Below are 16,960 nucleotides of genomic sequence, written 5' to 3'. Positions count from 1 at the left end.
CTTTTCCAGCGCTTCGCAGCCAGCAGGCGTTTCGGGCTCGATAACCACCTCGACCCGTTCGAGATGGGCCGCAAAGCCTTTGCGAGGACGCGGAGCGCGCTTCGCTTTCGAGCCGCCCGCAAACTTCTCCATCTGCGCTTCGATGGCCGCCACGCCGGTTTCGATCTCGTCGAAGACGAGAGCATACTGCTCCTCGCTCAGCGCGCCGGTCCGCAACCGTTCGGAGCGGCTGCCGAAACGCGCCCGCTCCAGCATCTTCACGACCGCGGTCAGCCGTGCGATCCGCTCATCGGCGCTCTTGTTGACCAGCTCGAGATGGAGATTGCGCTCCTCCAGAAGGGCGGCCTTTTGGGCCATGGCAATAACCATCGCCTTGAGCGCGTCAACGTCGTCCGGGAGCGCGAGTTCGGGTGCCGACATGGCCAAAATCAGAGCATATTCGCGGGCAATTTTCCCGCTTTTTCAGCTCCCTGATTCATCATGCCGCAGGGTTTTACCCAGCCGATTGCGGCCGCCTGACGGTCTCCGTCCGAACCCGTTTCCAGTCCATTCCGTCAACCAGAGCCATGAGCTGAGCATGATTGAGCTGGACCCGGTTGTGGCCGATCCGCGGCCAGCAAAACTTCGCGTCGTCCAGTCGCTTGGCATAAAGACACACGCCGCTGCCGTCCCACCAGACGATCTTGATCCTGTCCGCTCTTTTGGCGCGGAAGACATAAAGCGCGCCGTTGAACGGATCCGAGCCGGCATCGCGCACCAGTGCCAGAAGGCCGTCGGGACCTTTTCTAAAATCGACGGGATGACTGGCGACCAACACCTTCACGCCGGCCGGGATCATGCCTGGCGAACCGCCCGGATGATCCGCACCAGCTGCTCCTCATTGATATCGGCACCGGCGCGAATGACCACGCCACCCAGCTCGATCTCCACCGACGCAGACGCTGTCGGCGTGACCTCGACAAAGCCAAGCTGATCCGCATCTCGCTGCGGCGTGACCGCACCGCTCTTGATCGCCTTGCTCCGCCAGCCGAACAGCTGGGCTGGCGCCATCCCCGCTTGTCTGGCGATGGCCGATACATTCGCGCCCGGCTTCAGTGTCGCCTCGATCAGCCGCGACTTCGCTTCCGCCGACCAGCGCCGCCGCGGACGCTGCGGGCTTGCCTCCAGCCGGTTCGGGACCGCCTCAAGGACATGGAAACTTCTATCATCAGGCATAGGCGCAGACATAGAAATTGACACTGTAAGCTCCTCGCCTTCTTCAGTGTCACTATCTCTCGCTCATCACCTCAAGCCGCGCCAGATGGGGTCGGCTTAGCGCTTACTATCGAGGCTCTTATGCCTTGGAACTACCAGCGCTGAACGGCATCAGCTACCCGCTTACGGTCTTGGAGAAGCGTCGCGTATCTTTTCAGGACAGTCTCGGCGGGCGACCATGGTAACCAGATCCCCACCCATCCGGCGTGCTGGAGGGGCTCGGTTGCGACTAGGTCAAGGCGCCGGCTTTGGCTGACCACTTTTGCCGATCGTGAATATTCCACACAGGACTTGGTGGCTCAGAGACCTGGGTTTCAGCCTGCAGGTGTCCAGGATGCGCTCCCGACCGCGAAACATTCTATTCGGCTTCGCGGCAAGACCGCCGTTGTGCACTTCGTCGTCGTTATCAAGGCGCATCGAGGCCGCGCGCCAGGCAAGCACGAAGTCCGGTAGGACAAATCGGTACGTGGTCGACTGCGGACCTGTGTAAGCGCGGAAGTGCTGGTGGGGCAGCCCCATTGGCTCGCTGGCAACCAGCTCTATTTCGGCCGGCAGTAAAGATGATACATTTGGACCCTCTAATGGTGTGCTCAATCAACCACACTGAAACCAAAAATTATCTCGCATATGCGAAATGGGTTGGAATTGGCGCAGAAAGCTGGTACGCGCCTTTCAGTACCTTATGGTTGGGTGGGCCTCAGGTAACATGGGACAGAAGGATTGATGCGGATGAACCTAATTGTGAAAAGTGCGTTGGCCGGATTTGTTGTGTTGGCTGGCTTGGCCCCGGTGTCGTCTTTCGCGCAGGATGGGTCGTGCACCTGTGCGACCGCCTATAACGGCGCAAATCCGATTGGATCGCTCGGCAGCGTCAATGGCGACGTGATGATCTCGCAGGTGGCTGGCTATGGCCCGGCGCAAGCGGGCGGCGCGCTGGATTTCGGCAGTCGTGTCGTGGTTGGCGCCAAGGGCTCGGCTTCGGTTCAGGTCGGTGGCTGTAATCTGAGCGTCCCGGCGAATTCGACGCTCGATATCTCGCGTGTCGAGAATAAGATCTGCCTCAATGTCCTCGGTTCTGAGAAGACCGCCCAGACCGGCAATCCTAATACAAACAAGAACAACACGCCGCTCTTCATTTTTGGCGGTATGGCTCTGGGGGCTGGTGTTCTGGCTGCAACGGCGGACAAAGATCACGGCCACGCCGTTAGCGACTAAGTTAACCGCGTAGTAAATAAGGCAACGGCAGCAGAGGCGTGTGGCGCTTCTGCCATGTTTGTCGTTGGCGACAGAGCGAGCTTGGTGTGAATGCTTGTGTCGCGACTGCCGCATCGGTCGGATCGCCTAAGCCAAGGCGACATGCGGATGTCTGAGGCTGGCGAACATGCCAGGATGAACCGCGAAGTGCCGGTCTATACCGGCAAAATGGTCGAATCGCAATTTTTTGCTGCTGAGTGCGGGTGCAAGTTTCGGATACTGCAAACGCTACGATCAAGATCAATCCTGCGGAGGGCGGCATGCGTCTAGCGCTCGAAACATCAGGCGCAGCGTTTGCCGCCGGTGCGGCGCTGATCATCGGCCTGCATGATGATGACAACTCTGTCCGCCGGTAGCCGGGACGTAGCATCCATCGTATCGCATGAACTTGACAAATGCGTCATTCGCTGTCTTGCGGATGACGCATTTATACTTTTTGGGGATGACGTCGCCACGTTGCTTCGCTGCAGTCACAAACGCCCATGATCGATCTTCATTCCCATATCTTGCCCGGCCTCGACGACGGCTCGCCCAGTCTTGTCGAATCGCTCGAAATGGCTCGGCTGGCGGTGGCCGACGGAACGACCCACATGGCGTGCACGCCACACGTGACACCGGGCGTTTACGAGAACGGAACATCGAATATCGTCCGGGCGGTTCAAGAATTGCAACAGGCGCTGCGTAGCGCTGCCATACCACTTACTCTCTACGTCGGCGCCGATGTTCACATAGCGCCGGATCTTCCGGACCAGTTGGCGGCGGGTAGCGTACCGACCTTGAACAGGTCCCGCTATTTTCTGTTCGAACCGCCGCATCATGTTCTACCTCCACGAATGGAGGATCTTGCTCTACGCCTCATAAAGGCCGGCTTTATCCCGATTCTTACTCATCCTGAGCGTTTGACCTGGATCAAAACGAATTACGACGTTATCGAGAGGTTGAATGCGGTGGGCTGCCTCATCCAGCTTACCGCCGACTCGATTGTTGGTGCTTTTGGGCGCACGGCGCTCTATTATTCGGAAAAGCTGATTGACGAGGGCAGGGTGGATATCATCGCATCGGATACTCATAGCGCAACGCGCCGCCGTCCCGGGCTTTCCAAGGCGGTTGCTGCTGCTGCCAAGCGATGTGGGGAAGACGAGGCCCGCAACATGGTGTTGAAACGTCCAGGCGAAATATTGGCGAACCGGCCCATTGAGCCGATCGGAAAAGCACGTCCGAAAAAGCCAACCGCCGCCAACGGCGGTCGTTTTGGAGGACTTGGTCGCTTGTTCAAGGGCGGGACAGCGTGATGGGCATCTTTGGTTTCGCTAGGGGCCATCGGGGGACGGTATTCCTCTTGCTCGCCTCATTCGCAATCTCGGCCTGCACGAGTACTTCGTCGACGTCTTCTTCTTCGAATTCGGTCGATGCGCTGCAATTGACGTCGTCATCGACACCGCTTTCAAGCGGTGGCGCACTGAAGGTAGTCAAGGACTTACCGCCGCCGCAAAACACTCAGAATGGCAACGAGCAGCCTTTATCGCCGAACGACGTGCTCGACGTGAATGTATTCCAAGTGGACAATCTGAGCCGAACGGTTCAAGTCGACTCAAGTGGCCAGATATCGCTTCCGCTTATCGGAACCATTACAGCGGCAGGAAAAACCGTTCGTCAGCTGGAGCAAGAGATCGAGACTGCCTACGGCGCCAACTACCTGCAGTCGCCTGACGTGACGATTTTCGTCAAAGAGTCGATTGGGCAGCGAATAACCGTCGACGGCGAGGTGAACAGGGCCGGTATTTTTCCGGTAACGAGTAATTCCTCGCTTCTGGACGCAATCGCTCTGGCAGGAAATTTCAGCCCGGTTGGAGATGCAAGCAAGGTCTTCGTCTATCGCAATATCGGACAGAATACCTTGGTCGCGAATTACAACGTGGAGGCAATCCGTGCCGGCAAGGCCCGTAACCCGCGGATCTACGGTGGTGACAAGGTCGTCGTTTTTGCCTCAAAGACGAAGATAGCGGTGAACAATCTGAAGGATGCGCTCGGGATAGCCTCCAATGCCGCCCGAATTGCCGTGGTTCCGGGACTATAAGGTCGCAGCCGGTCAGAATGTAGTGGAATCTAGGAACACCTCGCACCATGCTCGATCGCAACAGGCAGCACCAAATTGCAGGCCCAGGACATGGCCAAGCTTTGTCCGCCGACCTCTATTATGATGGTGGGCAAAACTACAGCCCCTACGGTCGCGAATATTCGGAGCAGGAACAGGGCTTCAATCCGCTCAAGCTGCTCTTCTATGTAGTCCAGTATAGATGGCTGTTCGTCATGATGGTGGCAGCCGGGCTTGTCGCAGGCCTCATTGTTACGATGATGCAGACGCCAAGATACCAGGCAACAACGCAATTGGAAGTTCTGGTCCCTTCCGCCAAGGTCTTCCAGGACATCGAGGTCGTTTCTGAAAATGCCGATGTACGGGCCTTTCTTACCGCACGTGAAAAGCTCAAAAGCCGCGCTTTGGCGCAGCGCGTCGTCTTCCAATTGGGTCTGAGCGAAAAACCGGACTTCCTTTTCCCTACGGCAAACTTCTCGCTGTCGAATATCTTCTATCGTGCCTTCGGAATCTCTAAGTCACCTTCCTTTGAACAGAAGACGCCGGAAGAACGTGAGGAAATTGCGATAAAGCGTATTCTAGACGACCTCACGGTCAATCTGGTCACCAACACGAGCTTGCTCTCGATCACCTTTGTTGATCAAAATCCGAAATATGCGAGTGACGTAGCCAATCAGGTTGCGCAGAGCTTTATTGATCAACGTCTCGACCAAACTAGCGAGACCTCGGACCTGGCAAGGCAATTTATCCAGGAACAGGTTTTGCAGGTAAAGCAAAAGCTTCAGAAATCCGAAGAGGAGCTGGTCGCCTATGCGAAGGATGCCGGCATCACGATAACCGGCGATGACAAATCGCTCATTGGATCCAACATCGAGGCGCTGAATACGGCGCTTGCGACAGCGATCCAGGATCGTCTCGATGCCGGGCGTGTCGTGGACCAGATTGACAAAGGCCGTGGTTCGAGTTTGTCCCCCGTCCTGGAAAGCGAAGGTCTGCAGAGACTCAGTGAAAAACTGGCGGATTTAACGAGCCAGTACCAGCAGAAGCTTGGCATTCTCAAGCCCGGTTTTCCCGAAATGCAGCAGCTTCAGTCGCAGATCAAGGAGTTGCAGCGTCTCTATAACAATGGCGTGCTTGCAATAACGGATTCACTGCGGCTGAAGTATCAGGAGGCGCAGAATAAGGAGGCCGATCTCAGGTCGAAGCTGGCCGAGATGGAAAAGCAGCAGGTTGTCTTCAACGACAAGAACATCAAATACACGATTCTTAAGCGCGAGGTCGATTCAAACCGGTCGCAATATGACAACCTTATCGCCAAGCTGAACGAAGTCGGTGTCAGCTCAGAACTCAAGACGCAAAGTGCAGCGGTCGTTGAATTCGCGGCAGTGCCGGATCGGCCATATTCGCCTCGCCTGAGCATCAACCTTGCGATCGCGCTAGCCCTTTTCATGACTTTGAGCGCGTCTGTCATTTATGTTATCGAACTGCTGAACAACACCTTCACCAATCCCGAGCAGGTTGAAAAAGAGCTTGGATTGGCGATGCTCGGCATCTTGCCACTGGTAGACGACCGGGAGCTCACGGCCAGCATTGCCGATCAGAAGTCCGGACTGTCGGAGGCCTATCGTTCGCTTCGAACGTCGCTGCAATTTTCAGGTGCGGAAGGCGCGCCACGATCGCTGGTTGTCACGAGTTCGGAACCTTCGGAAGGCAAGTCGACCACCTCGTTCAAGCTTGGGCAGGATTTTGCAGCGCTTGGGGCAAGAGTTCTCATTGTCGACGGCGATCTGCGGAAGCCGAACCTTCATCGCCTGTTTGGTCTCGACAACACGATTGGGCTCAGCAATCTTCTGACAAATACCGTTCGGAAGGAAGATCTGGCGAATATCTTCAGGGCGACGAAATACCCTAATGTGACCGTTTTGACCTCTGGAACGATCCCGCCAAATCCTGCGGATCTGCTCTCCTCTCCGAAGATGGCTCTGATCATTACCAATCTCGGCAAGCGCTTCGATCTTGTCATTATTGATGCGCCACCGATCGTCGGCCTCTCGGATGCTCCAATTCTCAGCCGGCTCGCCGAGGGCACATTGATGGTCATCTCTACAAATCAGGTGACACGCAAGTCGGCTAAGACTGCGTTGAAGCGACTGCGAGCTGCCGGCGCAAACGTGGTCGGAGCCGCAATGTCAAAGTTTTCAGTGAACAAATTCGACTACAATTACGCCTACAAATACATGAACTATCAATACTACAACTACGGCACGGACACGAGTACTCCGAAGATTGAGGGCAAGATCGATGATGGAGCAAGCAAGCCCGCTTATGCGAAATCTCCGGCGTTCAGTCGTTTGGTTCGTCGCGTTCGTTCTAGTGTTGGTGGCTTCCTCGATCGGGCTAAGTCGGTTTCTTGAGACCGAAACGCCAACCGTCTCGCTTGCCCTGGATCCATTAAACGCCGATGCTCTGATAGGCGTAATTGCCGGTGATCTGAACGATGCGAATAACCCTCCGGATCTCGGTGCCTTGCTCGCCGAGGCTAGGAACGCGCTCCGTTTCAACCTCGCCGACGCACGCCTCTATAGCTTAGTCGGCGAGATCAAATACCGGCAAGGCGAAAAAGACGAGGCCTACGAGCTGTTCGACCAAGCTCGTAAGTTATCCAAAACAGAAATCCATGCCCTCCAGAGGTCTATTGGCCACTCGACCGAGATAGGTGATTTGTCAAAGGCCGTTGGAGAGATAGACATATTGCTGCGGCGGTGGCCGGACCAATTTCCGGCAATCGTCGGTGGCCTGACCGCGATTCTTTCGAATCCCGACGGATACAACGCCATGCTGGCAGCAATCACGGCGGAGACGCCCTGGAGGCCTACGCTCTTCGAGGCCCTTGCCAATGATCCCAAGGGCCTGGACTACGCAAACCGGCTGCTGCTCGATTTGAATGAGTCAGGCGCGCCGCCGAAACCGGGCGAACTATCCATTGTGATCAATGGTTACATCCGCCAGAGGGAATATGAACAAGCGTATCGGCTGTTCCTTTTCACCCTGTCTGAACAGGAGCGTAAGTTAGGCGGATATATTTTCAACAGCACGTTCGAACCGATATCCAGAGACAGGCCGTTTGATTGGCAGGTTCGCGACCAATCGGGCCTGGAGGTGACGTTTGCAACATCCCAGAATGCGGTAGAGGGCGAGGGCGGCGCGATGGTGCGGTTCTTGAACACGCCGGTGAAGAATTCGGCTCTTCAACAGTACATTGAGCTGCCTCCTGGATCCTATAAGGTTTCTCTGATCGCGTCTGCCAGAAACCTCAAGCTTCCGAAGGAACTGTTCTGGTCTCTTAGATGTCCGGCCGGTGAAATCGCGCGCCTCAATATTCCCGAGGGTACATTCAATCGGCAGACCATGAGCGGGGATTTGTCAATCGGTCCGGACACATGTCGAATGCAATTGTTGAGGTTGGAGACTTCGGCCATTGCTGAGAGCTGGCGATTCCGCTATGTCGGGACGCTGGTAATGCACAAATTGAGCATCGAGAGAAATCCGTCTTGAGCGATCGGCCATCCGAATGGGATAAATATCTCCTTGGGTCGGTTTTGTTCATATCCCTGCTCATTGGCGGCGGTACTGCAAGCGGCCTTTATACCGATACTCTAATCCAGGTCGTGGTGATAATCTCTGCGGCAGTGGTCTTTTCTCAGACCTCCGGCCAAACGATCTCGCGTTCCGTTCTATGGCTGCTTATCTTTGCGGTGGCGTTGATGGTTTTGCAAATCGTTCCCTTGCCGCCGGCCATATTCGATGGGGTTCGTCCTGAGCTTTTGCTCGGAGATGTCCGGCTGATTGGAACTCCCCCGTTTCGCTTCGTCAGTGTAGGAGTTGGCCGGACTGTAGAGTGTCTGTTCTTTCTGCTGGCATCAACGGCATTTTTTCTAAGCCTGTTGCGCTTACGCTCCGACCAAGTCAGCGCTCTCCTACCTTTTTTTTTCATAGGTGTTATCTGCAATGGTCTGGCCGGGTCGATTCAATATTCCCTCTCCGATAACATCGCTATAGTAGGTCTATTGCCGTTCACCATTAACGCGGGGCTTTTCGCCAACGTGAATCACTTTTCGGCGTTGCTTTTTGTTTCTATCCCCTTCGTCGTCTACTATGGCCTGTTCCGCGGACATCTTTTGTCTGGATCGGTTGGATTGATCGCCCTTTTGCTGCTGCTTTTGGCTGCCGGTTCACGCGCCGGTGTTTTGATCGGGTTGGCGATAACCATATTGTCCGTTGTGTTTCTTTCGGCCCTTCCCCGGGCTTGTGTAATAACCATCCTGCTTATTTTCACCGGGCTTACGTTCAACCCTTTCGGCGCATGCACCAAGACCTTTGCGTACGCGTTTGACCGGGCGTCGGGGCGCGTATAATCCCCCCTAACGACGATCGAGGGGATCAAGGACAATTGGGCGACCGGCGTCGGATTTGGAAATTTTCAAAAAGCCTATCAAATATACGAACGAGGGGGCATGATTTTCAGGCAATACGTCAATCATGCCCACAATGAATACCTTGAAATAGCATTCGAAGGCGGGATCCCGGCTATCCTGCTTATGGCAGGTTATTTCATACTGCTTATCACTGCATTGACCAAGGCGCGCCGTGACCCCCTTCAGAAAGCGGCATTCCTCTCGGTATCTTTTCTTCTTATTCATTCGCTGGTTGACTATCCGCTGCGAACCGAGGCGCTGGCGATGACTTTTGCCTATATGAACTCCATTATCTTCCACAAAGGATTTGGGGAGCGCTTAAGCCGCAAGAGCGAGATGATCGAGGTCGACCACAACGGTGACAAGCTACTTGTTCCCATCGGAACTTCTTCTTAGCCATCTTGTCGCCGCTGCTGGCTGTCAACTGAATGAGGCGGACCAATGTCGGGCAAGCGCCCTCGACCGCCAGCTCCGGTTCTCAGCCTCGGCAATAATTTCCTGTCCCACCTAGGTGAAACAGCGTCATGAGCAGAAATTTCCCGATTTTGCGAGCCACATGGAAAATTCATTCCCGCACCATTCGGCCGCAAGCCTGTCTTGCATTGTTCTGGACCGGAACGTTCTGCTAGAACGCCCGCACGAGAATAGATTAGATTGTCCGGAAGTGCAGTTTGAATCGGGCGGCTGAAGGTCGCCTCCGATGCAGCCACTTCCGTGGATCAGTACGAAAGAACGCTCGCAGTCCATGAACATCGCACTTACGCACCTTCAGCGGCTTGAGGCCGAATCCATCCATATTTTTCGCGAGGTGGCCGCGGCTTTCGCCAAGCCGGTGATGCTCTATTCGGTCGGCAAGGATTCGTCCGTGCTCATGCACCTGGCGATGAAGGCATTCTATCCGGCCAAGCCGCCCTTTCCCTTTCTCCATGTCGACACGACCTGGAAATTCCGCGAGATGATCGCCTTTCGCGACCAGATGCAGCAAAAGCTCGGTTTCGACCTCCTGGTCCATGTCAACGAAGACGGCGTGCGTGAGAACATCAATCCGTTCGACCACGGCTCCAACACCCACACGCATGTGATGAAGACGGTGGCGCTGCGGCAGGCGCTCGACAAATACGGGTTTGACGCTGCCTTCGGCGGTGCGCGACGCGACGAGGAGAAGTCGCGGGCCAAGGAGCGCATCTTCTCGTTCCGCAACGCCCAGCACGTCTGGGATCCGAAGAACCAGCGGCCGGAGATGTGGAAGATTTTCAACACCCGCATCGCTGCCGGTGAATCGATCAGGGTGTTCCCGTTGTCGAACTGGACCGAGCTCGACATCTGGCAGTACATTCTCCAGGAAGACATTCCGATCGTGCCGCTGTATCTGGCCAAGGAGCGGCCGGTCGTCGAGCGCGATGGCATGCTTATCCTGAGGGATGACGAGCGCATGCAACTGCGGCCCGGCGAAACAGTGGAGAACCGGATGGTTCGGTTCCGCACGCTCGGCTGCTATCCGCTGACGGGCGCGATCGATTCGGAAGCCGACACTCTGGAGGCGATAGTCGGCGAAATGCTCACGGCGCGCACTTCCGAGCGGCAAGGTCGCCTGATCGACCGCGACGAAGCCGGCTCGATGGAAAAGAAGAAGCGCGAGGGGTATTTCTGAGTATGCGCCACATCATGGCCAAGAGCCTCGCCCCGACCGACGGCGTCCGCGACTATCTGGCTGCTCAGGAACGAAAGTCGCTGCTGCGCTTCCTGACCTGCGGCTCGGTCGACGACGGCAAGTCGACGCTGATCGGGCGCCTGCTTTCCGATACCAAGCAGATTTTCGAGGACCAGTTGGCCACGCTCGAGCGCGATTCGCGCAAGCACGGCACCACCGGCGACGACGTCGACTTCGCGCTGCTGGTCGACGGCCTCGAGGCCGAGCGCGAGCAAGGCATTACCATCGACGTCGCCTATCGCTTCTTCGCCACACCGAAGCGCAAGTTCATCGTCGCCGACACGCCCGGCCACGAACAATACACGCGTAACATGGCGACGGGTGCATCGACGGCGGATCTCGCCATCGTGCTAATCGATGCCCGCCAGGGCGTACTGCGTCAGACCAGGCGACATTCGATCATCGCCTCGCTGCTTGGCATCCGCCACATCGTGCTCGCCGTCAACAAGATCGATCTTGTCGGCTTCGACGAGACGGTTTTTGAACGGATCGTCGCGGATTACGCACAATTCTCACGTGAGCTCGGCTTCCACACGATCGTGCCCATTCCTATGTCGGCCCGTTATGGCGACAACGTTACCGGCCGTTCCGATAAGACGGGCTGGTATTCCGGCCCGACGCTGATCGAACATCTCGAAACGGTCTCGGTCGACGAGGCCGCGGTCGAACTGCCGTTCCGGTTTCCCGTCCAATATGTGAACCGTCCCAACCTCGATTTTCGCGGTTTCGCCGGCACCATAGCCTCCGGGTCGGTCGCGCTGGGCGACGAGGTGGTCGTCGCCAAATCGGGCAAATCCTCCCGTGTCAGGCGAATCGTTTCGCATGGAGGCGACCTTCAAGAGGCTATCGCCGGCCAGGCCATCACACTTGTGCTCGACGACGAGGTGGAAGTCTCGCGCGGCAATATGCTGGTATCGCCGTCGGCGCGGCCGCAGGTCGCCGACCAGTTCGCTGCCAACATCGTCTGGTTCGACGAACATGCGCTGCTGCCCGGCCGCTCCTACATCCTGCGCACCGAGACCGACCAGACCAGCGCCACCGTCACCGACCTGAAATACCGCGTCAACGTCAACGACTTCGCCCATGAGGCGGCCAAGTCGCTTGAAATGAACGAAGTCGGCATCTGCAACATCTCGACGCGGTCGCCGATCGCCTTCGATCCGTTTGCCGAAAACCGCACCACCGGCGCCTTCATCCTGATCGACCGCATCACCAACGCTACGGTCGGCGCCGGCATGATCCTGCATTCGCTGCGCCGCGCCGAAAACATCCACTGGCAATCGCTCGATGTCGGCAAGCGCGCGCGTGCCGATATGAAGAACCAGCGGCCGGCCGTGTTCTGGTTCACCGGCCTTTCGGGCTCGGGCAAGTCTACCATCGCCAATCTGTTCGAAAAGAAGCTATTCGCCACCGGCCGCCATACCTACATTCTGGATGGCGACAACGTCCGACACGGCCTCAACCGCGATCTCGGCTTCACCGACGCCGATCGTGTCGAAAACATTCGCCGCGTCGCCGAAGTGGCGCGCCTGATGGCCGACGCCGGGCTGATCGTCATCGTGTCGTTCATTTCGCCGTTCAGCGCCGAGCGGCGCATGGCGCGCGAACTGATGGCCGACGGCGAATTCATCGAGGTGTTTGTCGACACCCCCTTCGAGGAATGCGCCAGGCGCGATCCGAAGGGCCTTTATGCGCGGGCGTTGAACGGCGAGATCAAGAATTTCACCGGCGTCGATTCACCGTATGAGGTGCCGGAAAAACCCGAAATCCATCTCAAGACACTCGGCAGATCGGCCGAGGAGATGGTGGACGCCCTTGAACACTGGCTGAACGAGCGGGACATTGCCGAAGACCAATATGACAGCGGCGGCGGAATCTGACGACGAAGCGATGCTCGCCGTCTTCGAACACCTTGCCTTGGCGGCGGGGCGCGAGGTGATGCGCGTCTTTCGTGCCGGCTGTGCGGTCGACAGCAAGTCGGACAGTTCGCCGGTGACGGAGGCGGATCGCGAGAGCGAAAAGATCATCCTTGCCGGGCTGCGTGCCGCATTTCCGGAGATCCCATGTGTGGCCGAGGAAGAAGCCTCGGCCGGCATCATGGCGCCGGATCTCGGCGACGCCTTCTTCCTGATCGATCCGCTGGACGGTACCAAGGAGTTCGTCAACCGGCGCACCGATTTCACTGTCAATATCGCACTGGTACGCCATGGCGTGCCGGAGATCGGCGTCGTCTTCGCGCCTTGCACCGGCCGCTTCTTTTCCGGCCGGCCGGGCAAAGCGGAAGCGATCGAGATCAATGACGACTATCAAATCATCGATCGCCAGCCGATCTCGGCAAGGGCCGGTGTGATGCCGCTGACCGTCGTTGCCAGCCGCTCCCACAACACGCCGGAAACCGACGCCTATATCCGCGCGCTTGGCGCTGCCGAGATCGTCTCCGTCGGCTCCTCGCTGAAATTCTGCCTCGTCGCCGGCGCCGAGGCCGACGTCTATCCGCGTTTCGGACGCACCATGGAATGGGATACTGCTGCGGGGGACGCGGTGCTACGCGCCGCCGGCGGCATGACGCGCACGCTCGATGGTGAGCCGCTCGCCTATGGCAAGCGCAACCAGAGTGACGACGAGGATTTCGCCAACCCGCATTTTATCGCAAGCGGCAAGGCTGCTGGATCTGGCTAGACGATGACTGCGCAGTTCCAGACTCGTAGGAAAGCACAGATGTACCAGCGGCTTATGGAAGCGACCTCAGATACTGCTCGAGATCTGTAAACACAAAGATACGATCCCGATCCGGCCTAAGTCGGGTCGGCGTGGCCGATTCGCGTCGTGGCCGCTTGATGCTGGGTGGCATTCACTCGGTGTATCCAAATTGCTATAAACCGATACACTTGAACGGCTATACGATCGAGTGATGGAGTGATGGCGTTCCACATCAAGAATCCCGAGACCGACGCGCTGGCCCCCCGGGTTGCCGCGCTTAAGAGGACTGGTTTGACAGAGGCCGGCCATGCCGCGCTCAAGCATGAGCTTGAGCGCGAACAGGCTAGAGCGTCCCTGGTGGAGATCGGCGTCAGGTTCTGCCGGGATCTGCGAGCCCAGGGCAAGCCTGATCAAGGCAGACCCGCCGACAAGGCGTTTCGCGACAGCCTGTACGCGAATGACCGATGTTCATCGACGCCCTGACGCCGCTGATGACAAACGAGGATGATGCGTGCGCGAACTCCTTGCACGCATGCAGCAGACCGGAAAGCGGCTAACCTGGCCACTTGCGGTATGGGAGGCTGCAATCGCGGTCGCGAGAGTCTTGGACTTGGTAATCAGCGAGGCGACCGAGGCCGTGGAAAGCTATCTCTCGTTGATGGAGATTGACATGGTCGCGGTGCCGCCGAACAGCCGAACACGGCTCGACTCGCGCTTGACGCTTTCGACCGCTTCGGCAAGGGCCGGCACCCGGCGCGGCTGAACTTTGGTGACTGCTTCGCCTATGCTTGTGCCCCGACATTTTGACCAGCCATTAATGTTCAAAGGCGCGGACTTTCCGCAGACCGACATCGAGGCTGCGTGAGTGCCACTGTTTCACTGTTTCGCGACGCAGGGCGCAAGCGTCGCTTACCGGCTTGTCGGGCTCCCAATCAGTGCGACGGTCTAGCCGGCTGTCACGGAACAAAAGTAGGTTGCCCGTTCCACGGTCGACATTGGCCATGCAGCGTTGGAGTGCTGGCCGCGGGGGCTCCGGACCAGGGTGCTGATCCGACGCGTGTCGCACTCAGGGCAGGCGGTCGGTCGTTTTTCCAGGGGCCTCGACAATAGCACAAGTTGTGGCCAAAACGACGATGGGGGTCAGCATTTGTCCAGGAAAGACTACCAGCACGTACCACCCCGATTGTACCGTTACCAAATGTGCTTCACGGGTGTACACTGTCCCGAGGGTTCGGCGGGTCGCAGCTGCGCAAACGGGATTGGAATGCATCGCGCTCGCGTTCCGCGGTAGACAGGAGGAGCTCCTGTGAATCGCACGTCGGTCGTCGGCCCGATGGCTTGCGTCATGGGCGATATGAACTTGGTCCGGCCTCTCGGACTTGCCGGCGTTTCCTGCGCGGTTGTGGTGCCGCCTGGCGACCCGGCCACCTATTCGCGGTTCGTCCGGGCGGTCCTCCCCTGGGAGAGCTTCTCAAAGAACCTGGACGGTTTGGCGGATATGTTGCTGCGCTTCGGCACTGTACAGCAGGAGCGCCCCGTCCTTTTCTTCGAAGAGGATTCCCATCTGCTGTTCGTGTCGCGATACCGCGAGCGGCTGGGGCAGGCCTTCCGTTTCATCCTGCCCGAAGTGCCGCTGGTGGAAAAGCTCGTCGATAAGGCTCGTTTCCAAATCTTGGCCGAACGCCTGAGCCTTCCCGTTCCGGCATCGCGAAGGATTCGCCCACGTCCAGGCTCGACGCCCGTTTCCCTTGATCTGCGCTTTCCGGTCGTCATCAAGCCCCTCAGACGCCGATCACCTTGGGACCAGATCGCAGGTAGTCACAAGGCAATCGAGGTCGCCACAGAGAAGGCATTCCGAGAGCTGTGGCCCCGTCTGGCCAACAACGAGATGGACCTTCTCGTCCAGGAGATGATACCAGGGCCGGAAAGCCGCATCGAAAGCTACCATGTCTATGTTGATCATCGGGGCGAAATTGCCGGCGAATTTACGGGGCGGAAAATACGAACGTATCCAACGTCATGTGGTCACAGCACGGCCTTGGAGACTACGGATGCAGCGGATGTCGCGTCACTCGGCCGCACGCTGGTTCAGAAGCTGGATCTACGAGGCGTCGCCAAGTTCGATTTTAAACGGGATCCAGACGGTGCACTTCACCTTCTGGAGGTTAATCCGCGCTTCAATCTTTGGCATGTCTTGGGTGCACGGGCAGGTGTCAACATACCAGCGCTGGTCTATGCGGATCTAACCGGCCAACCCCGCCCGCTTCCTGCAAAAGCCCATCCGGGTGTCCGATGGTGCACTCTCCCCAGCGATTTCATTGCTGCGCGCTCCACCGGGATATCTCTGCTGTCGTGGTTGCCCTGGGTTATCCGCTGCGAGACGATTTCGCATTTGAACTGGGATGATCCGGTCCTGCTGCGAACTGCGTGGCACCGGGGCATCTCGAACGCCAGCAAACGGCTTTCTCATCTTGTGCAATCCGCAACAGGGAGGGCAGCATGAGGCTGGCGATCATCTCTGATGTTCACTCCAATCTCGAGGCACTCCAGGCGACTCTCGACGACATCTCTACGCAAGGGGCGGAGCGTATCATATGCCTTGGCGATATCGTCGGCTACAATACAGACCCGGCAGAGTGCATAGCCCTGCTACAAAAAAACGGAGTTGCATGCGTAGCTGGAAATCACGACAGGGCTGTCTGCGAACAGATCACCACCGACGATTTCGGTTTTGTCGGCGCTCGCGCGATCCTGTGGACACGCCGGCGACTCGGTTCTGAAGCTGTATCATTTCTTGCTGGGCTGCCTCTTAAGGCCGAGATTAGCGACGAGTTGATTGCGGTTCATGGCGCGCTGCACCCGGAGAAAGGTTGTGAAACCGTTCGATTAGACGATGACGAACGGCGCCGACAAAGTTTCGAGGCACTCATGAATCACCCCTCTGGCATCCGGATCTGTGCCTTCGGACACACACACCGCCTTGGCGTCTTCGAATGGCAGGACTCCGTGCCACGACAACTTCCCGGCGACGAGATCAGCCTCAAGGAGGGTGCCTTCTACCTTGTCAATCCGGGATCGGTCGGGGAATCGCGAACCTCAGATCCACGCGCCACCTATTTAGTTCTCGATACCGCACGCCAAGCTATCGAGGTGAAGCGAGTGTCGTATGACTGGTCAGTTTCATTAGCGAAAAAGCGGCGAGCGGGTCTGATGCCCCCCTTGGCTACTCTCCCCCAGCCGCTCCGGGCAGCGCTGAGACGATATCTTGTTGTTCTCGGCCTCTATGACGCCGTAAGACGTAAGTGGCAGGTAAGCAGCCTGGGCGAACGCTTCCGCCATTTCATCCGCTCCGATCTTCGACGCTGAATAGGGAGATCGTCCCTGCAAAGCGTTCGATTCACAGATCGGCATCGCGATACCTCGCTGGTCGAGGTAACGACCACGCGCTCCGCGGCCTTAGGAGCCTGACTC

The 16,960-nt window shown here is 57.6% G+C and carries 16 protein-coding genes and 1 pseudogene; 14 read left to right on the top strand and 3 right to left on the bottom strand.

All coding sequences use genetic code 11. The features are described from left to right. The 3 genes from AC0L2Y_RS29490 to AC0L2Y_RS29480 all read right to left on the bottom strand — a co-directional run. Positions 1 to 420, bottom strand: a 420-nt coding sequence (locus AC0L2Y_RS29490; RefSeq protein WP_473561323.1) for a transposase domain-containing protein, incomplete at its 3' end; no start/stop codon positions are given. Between the two features lie 73 nt (positions 421 to 493). Further along, on the bottom strand, positions 494 to 838 hold the full coding sequence (gene tnpB / locus AC0L2Y_RS29485) for an IS66 family insertion sequence element accessory protein TnpB (protein WP_127404352.1): 345 nt from the start codon (positions 836 to 838) through the stop codon (positions 494 to 496). Next, the gene (locus tag AC0L2Y_RS29480; RefSeq protein ID WP_473561320.1) at positions 835 to 1,215 is read right to left on the bottom strand and encodes a transposase; all 381 of its coding nucleotides are present in this window, start codon (positions 1,213 to 1,215) and stop codon (positions 835 to 837) included. The genes tnpB and AC0L2Y_RS29480 overlap by 4 nt, the downstream gene beginning before the upstream one ends. A 768-nt stretch (positions 1,216 to 1,983) precedes the next feature. Here AC0L2Y_RS29480 and AC0L2Y_RS29475 point away from each other — a divergent pair. The 14 genes and pseudogenes from AC0L2Y_RS29475 to AC0L2Y_RS29410 all read left to right on the top strand — a co-directional run bounded on the left by AC0L2Y_RS29475 (position 1,984) and on the right by AC0L2Y_RS29410 (position 16,855). Further along, the gene (locus AC0L2Y_RS29475) at positions 1,984 to 2,469 is read left to right on the top strand and encodes a hypothetical protein (RefSeq protein ID WP_473561319.1); all 486 of its coding nucleotides are present in this window, start codon (positions 1,984 to 1,986) and stop codon (positions 2,467 to 2,469) included. 521 nt (positions 2,470 to 2,990) lie between these two features. Then, positions 2,991 to 3,800 carry a tyrosine-protein phosphatase gene (locus tag AC0L2Y_RS29470; RefSeq protein ID WP_473561317.1) on the top strand — a complete coding sequence of 270 codons (810 nt, stop codon included), beginning with the start codon at positions 2,991 to 2,993 and terminating at the stop codon, positions 3,798 to 3,800. Further along, positions 3,800 to 4,585, top strand: coding sequence for a polysaccharide biosynthesis/export family protein (locus AC0L2Y_RS29465; RefSeq protein WP_473561315.1), 786 nt, complete (start codon positions 3,800 to 3,802; stop codon positions 4,583 to 4,585). The genes AC0L2Y_RS29470 and AC0L2Y_RS29465 overlap by 1 nt, the downstream gene beginning before the upstream one ends. Positions 4,586 to 4,632: 47 nt before the next feature. Continuing rightward, on the top strand, positions 4,633 to 7,017 hold the full coding sequence (locus AC0L2Y_RS29460) for a GumC family protein (protein ID WP_473561314.1): 2,385 nt from the start codon (positions 4,633 to 4,635) through the stop codon (positions 7,015 to 7,017). After that, positions 6,983 to 8,158, top strand: a complete 1,176-nt coding sequence (locus tag AC0L2Y_RS29455) for a tetratricopeptide repeat protein (protein WP_473561312.1) — start codon at positions 6,983 to 6,985, stop codon at positions 8,156 to 8,158. The genes AC0L2Y_RS29460 and AC0L2Y_RS29455 overlap by 35 nt, the downstream gene beginning before the upstream one ends. Further along, the gene (locus AC0L2Y_RS29450) at positions 8,155 to 9,018 is read left to right on the top strand and encodes a hypothetical protein (RefSeq protein WP_473561310.1); all 864 of its coding nucleotides are present in this window, start codon (positions 8,155 to 8,157) and stop codon (positions 9,016 to 9,018) included. Before AC0L2Y_RS29455 ends, AC0L2Y_RS29450 begins: the two co-directional genes overlap by 4 nt. 15 nt (positions 9,019 to 9,033) lie before the next feature. Then, positions 9,034 to 9,474, top strand: coding sequence for an O-antigen ligase family protein (locus AC0L2Y_RS29445; protein WP_473561327.1), 441 nt, complete (start codon positions 9,034 to 9,036; stop codon positions 9,472 to 9,474). 349 nt (positions 9,475 to 9,823) lie between these two features. After that, positions 9,824 to 10,729: a sulfate adenylyltransferase subunit CysD gene (gene cysD, locus AC0L2Y_RS29440; protein WP_473561308.1), complete on the top strand. Its 906-nt coding sequence runs from the start codon at positions 9,824 to 9,826 to the stop codon at positions 10,727 to 10,729. 2 nt (positions 10,730 to 10,731) lie between these two features. Further along, positions 10,732 to 12,669, top strand: coding sequence for a sulfate adenylyltransferase subunit CysN (cysN, locus tag AC0L2Y_RS29435; RefSeq protein ID WP_473561307.1), 1,938 nt, complete (start codon positions 10,732 to 10,734; stop codon positions 12,667 to 12,669). A gap of 10 nt (positions 12,670 to 12,679) precedes the next feature. Beyond that, the gene (cysQ, locus tag AC0L2Y_RS29430) at positions 12,680 to 13,468 is read left to right on the top strand and encodes a 3'(2'),5'-bisphosphate nucleotidase CysQ (protein WP_473561325.1); all 789 of its coding nucleotides are present in this window, start codon (positions 12,680 to 12,682) and stop codon (positions 13,466 to 13,468) included. A gap of 240 nt (positions 13,469 to 13,708) precedes the next feature. Then, positions 13,709 to 13,972, top strand: coding sequence for a type II toxin-antitoxin system VapB family antitoxin (locus AC0L2Y_RS29425; protein ID WP_473561305.1), 264 nt, complete (start codon positions 13,709 to 13,711; stop codon positions 13,970 to 13,972). Beyond that, positions 13,954 to 14,354, top strand: a pseudogene (locus tag AC0L2Y_RS29420) (type II toxin-antitoxin system VapC family toxin). Before AC0L2Y_RS29425 ends, AC0L2Y_RS29420 begins: the two are co-directional and overlap by 19 nt. 480 nt (positions 14,355 to 14,834) lie before the next feature. Further along, entirely contained in the window at positions 14,835 to 15,992 is a 1,158-nt protein-coding gene (locus tag AC0L2Y_RS29415; RefSeq protein WP_473561304.1) for a carboxylate--amine ligase, read from the top strand. Then, a complete protein-coding gene (locus AC0L2Y_RS29410; protein ID WP_473561302.1) occupies positions 15,989 to 16,855 on the top strand; it encodes a metallophosphoesterase family protein in 867 nt (288 codons plus the stop codon). Before AC0L2Y_RS29415 ends, AC0L2Y_RS29410 begins: the two co-directional genes overlap by 4 nt. Positions 16,856 to 16,960: the final 105 nt, after the last annotated feature.

The sequence above is a fragment of the Mesorhizobium sp. WSM4830 genome, from assembly GCF_055811495.1.
Note: the sequence above shows the minus strand (reverse complement) of the source record. Positions and strands in the feature narration are given on the sequence as shown.

Coding starts and splice junctions, on each gene's coding strand:
- cysD (WP_473561308.1), top strand. CDS start 9,824: ATGAACATCGCACTTACGCACCTTCAGCGGCTTGAGGCCGAATCCATC.
- AC0L2Y_RS29470 (WP_473561317.1), top strand. CDS start 2,991: ATGATCGATCTTCATTCCCATATCTTGCCCGGCCTCGACGACGGCTCG.
- AC0L2Y_RS29425 (WP_473561305.1), top strand. CDS start 13,709: ATGGCGTTCCACATCAAGAATCCCGAGACCGACGCGCTGGCCCCCCGG.
- cysN (WP_473561307.1), top strand. CDS start 10,732: ATGCGCCACATCATGGCCAAGAGCCTCGCCCCGACCGACGGCGTCCGC.
- AC0L2Y_RS29415 (WP_473561304.1), top strand. CDS start 14,835: ATGGGCGATATGAACTTGGTCCGGCCTCTCGGACTTGCCGGCGTTTCC.
- tnpB (WP_127404352.1), bottom strand. CDS start 838: ATGATCCCGGCCGGCGTGAAGGTGTTGGTCGCCAGTCATCCCGTCGAT.
- AC0L2Y_RS29410 (WP_473561302.1), top strand. CDS start 15,989: ATGAGGCTGGCGATCATCTCTGATGTTCACTCCAATCTCGAGGCACTC.
- AC0L2Y_RS29480 (WP_473561320.1), bottom strand. CDS start 1,215: ATGCCTGATGATAGAAGTTTCCATGTCCTTGAGGCGGTCCCGAACCGG.
- AC0L2Y_RS29475 (WP_473561319.1), top strand. CDS start 1,984: ATGAACCTAATTGTGAAAAGTGCGTTGGCCGGATTTGTTGTGTTGGCT.
- AC0L2Y_RS29460 (WP_473561314.1), top strand. CDS start 4,633: ATGCTCGATCGCAACAGGCAGCACCAAATTGCAGGCCCAGGACATGGC.
- cysQ (WP_473561325.1), top strand. CDS start 12,680: ATGCTCGCCGTCTTCGAACACCTTGCCTTGGCGGCGGGGCGCGAGGTG.
- AC0L2Y_RS29465 (WP_473561315.1), top strand. CDS start 3,800: ATGGGCATCTTTGGTTTCGCTAGGGGCCATCGGGGGACGGTATTCCTC.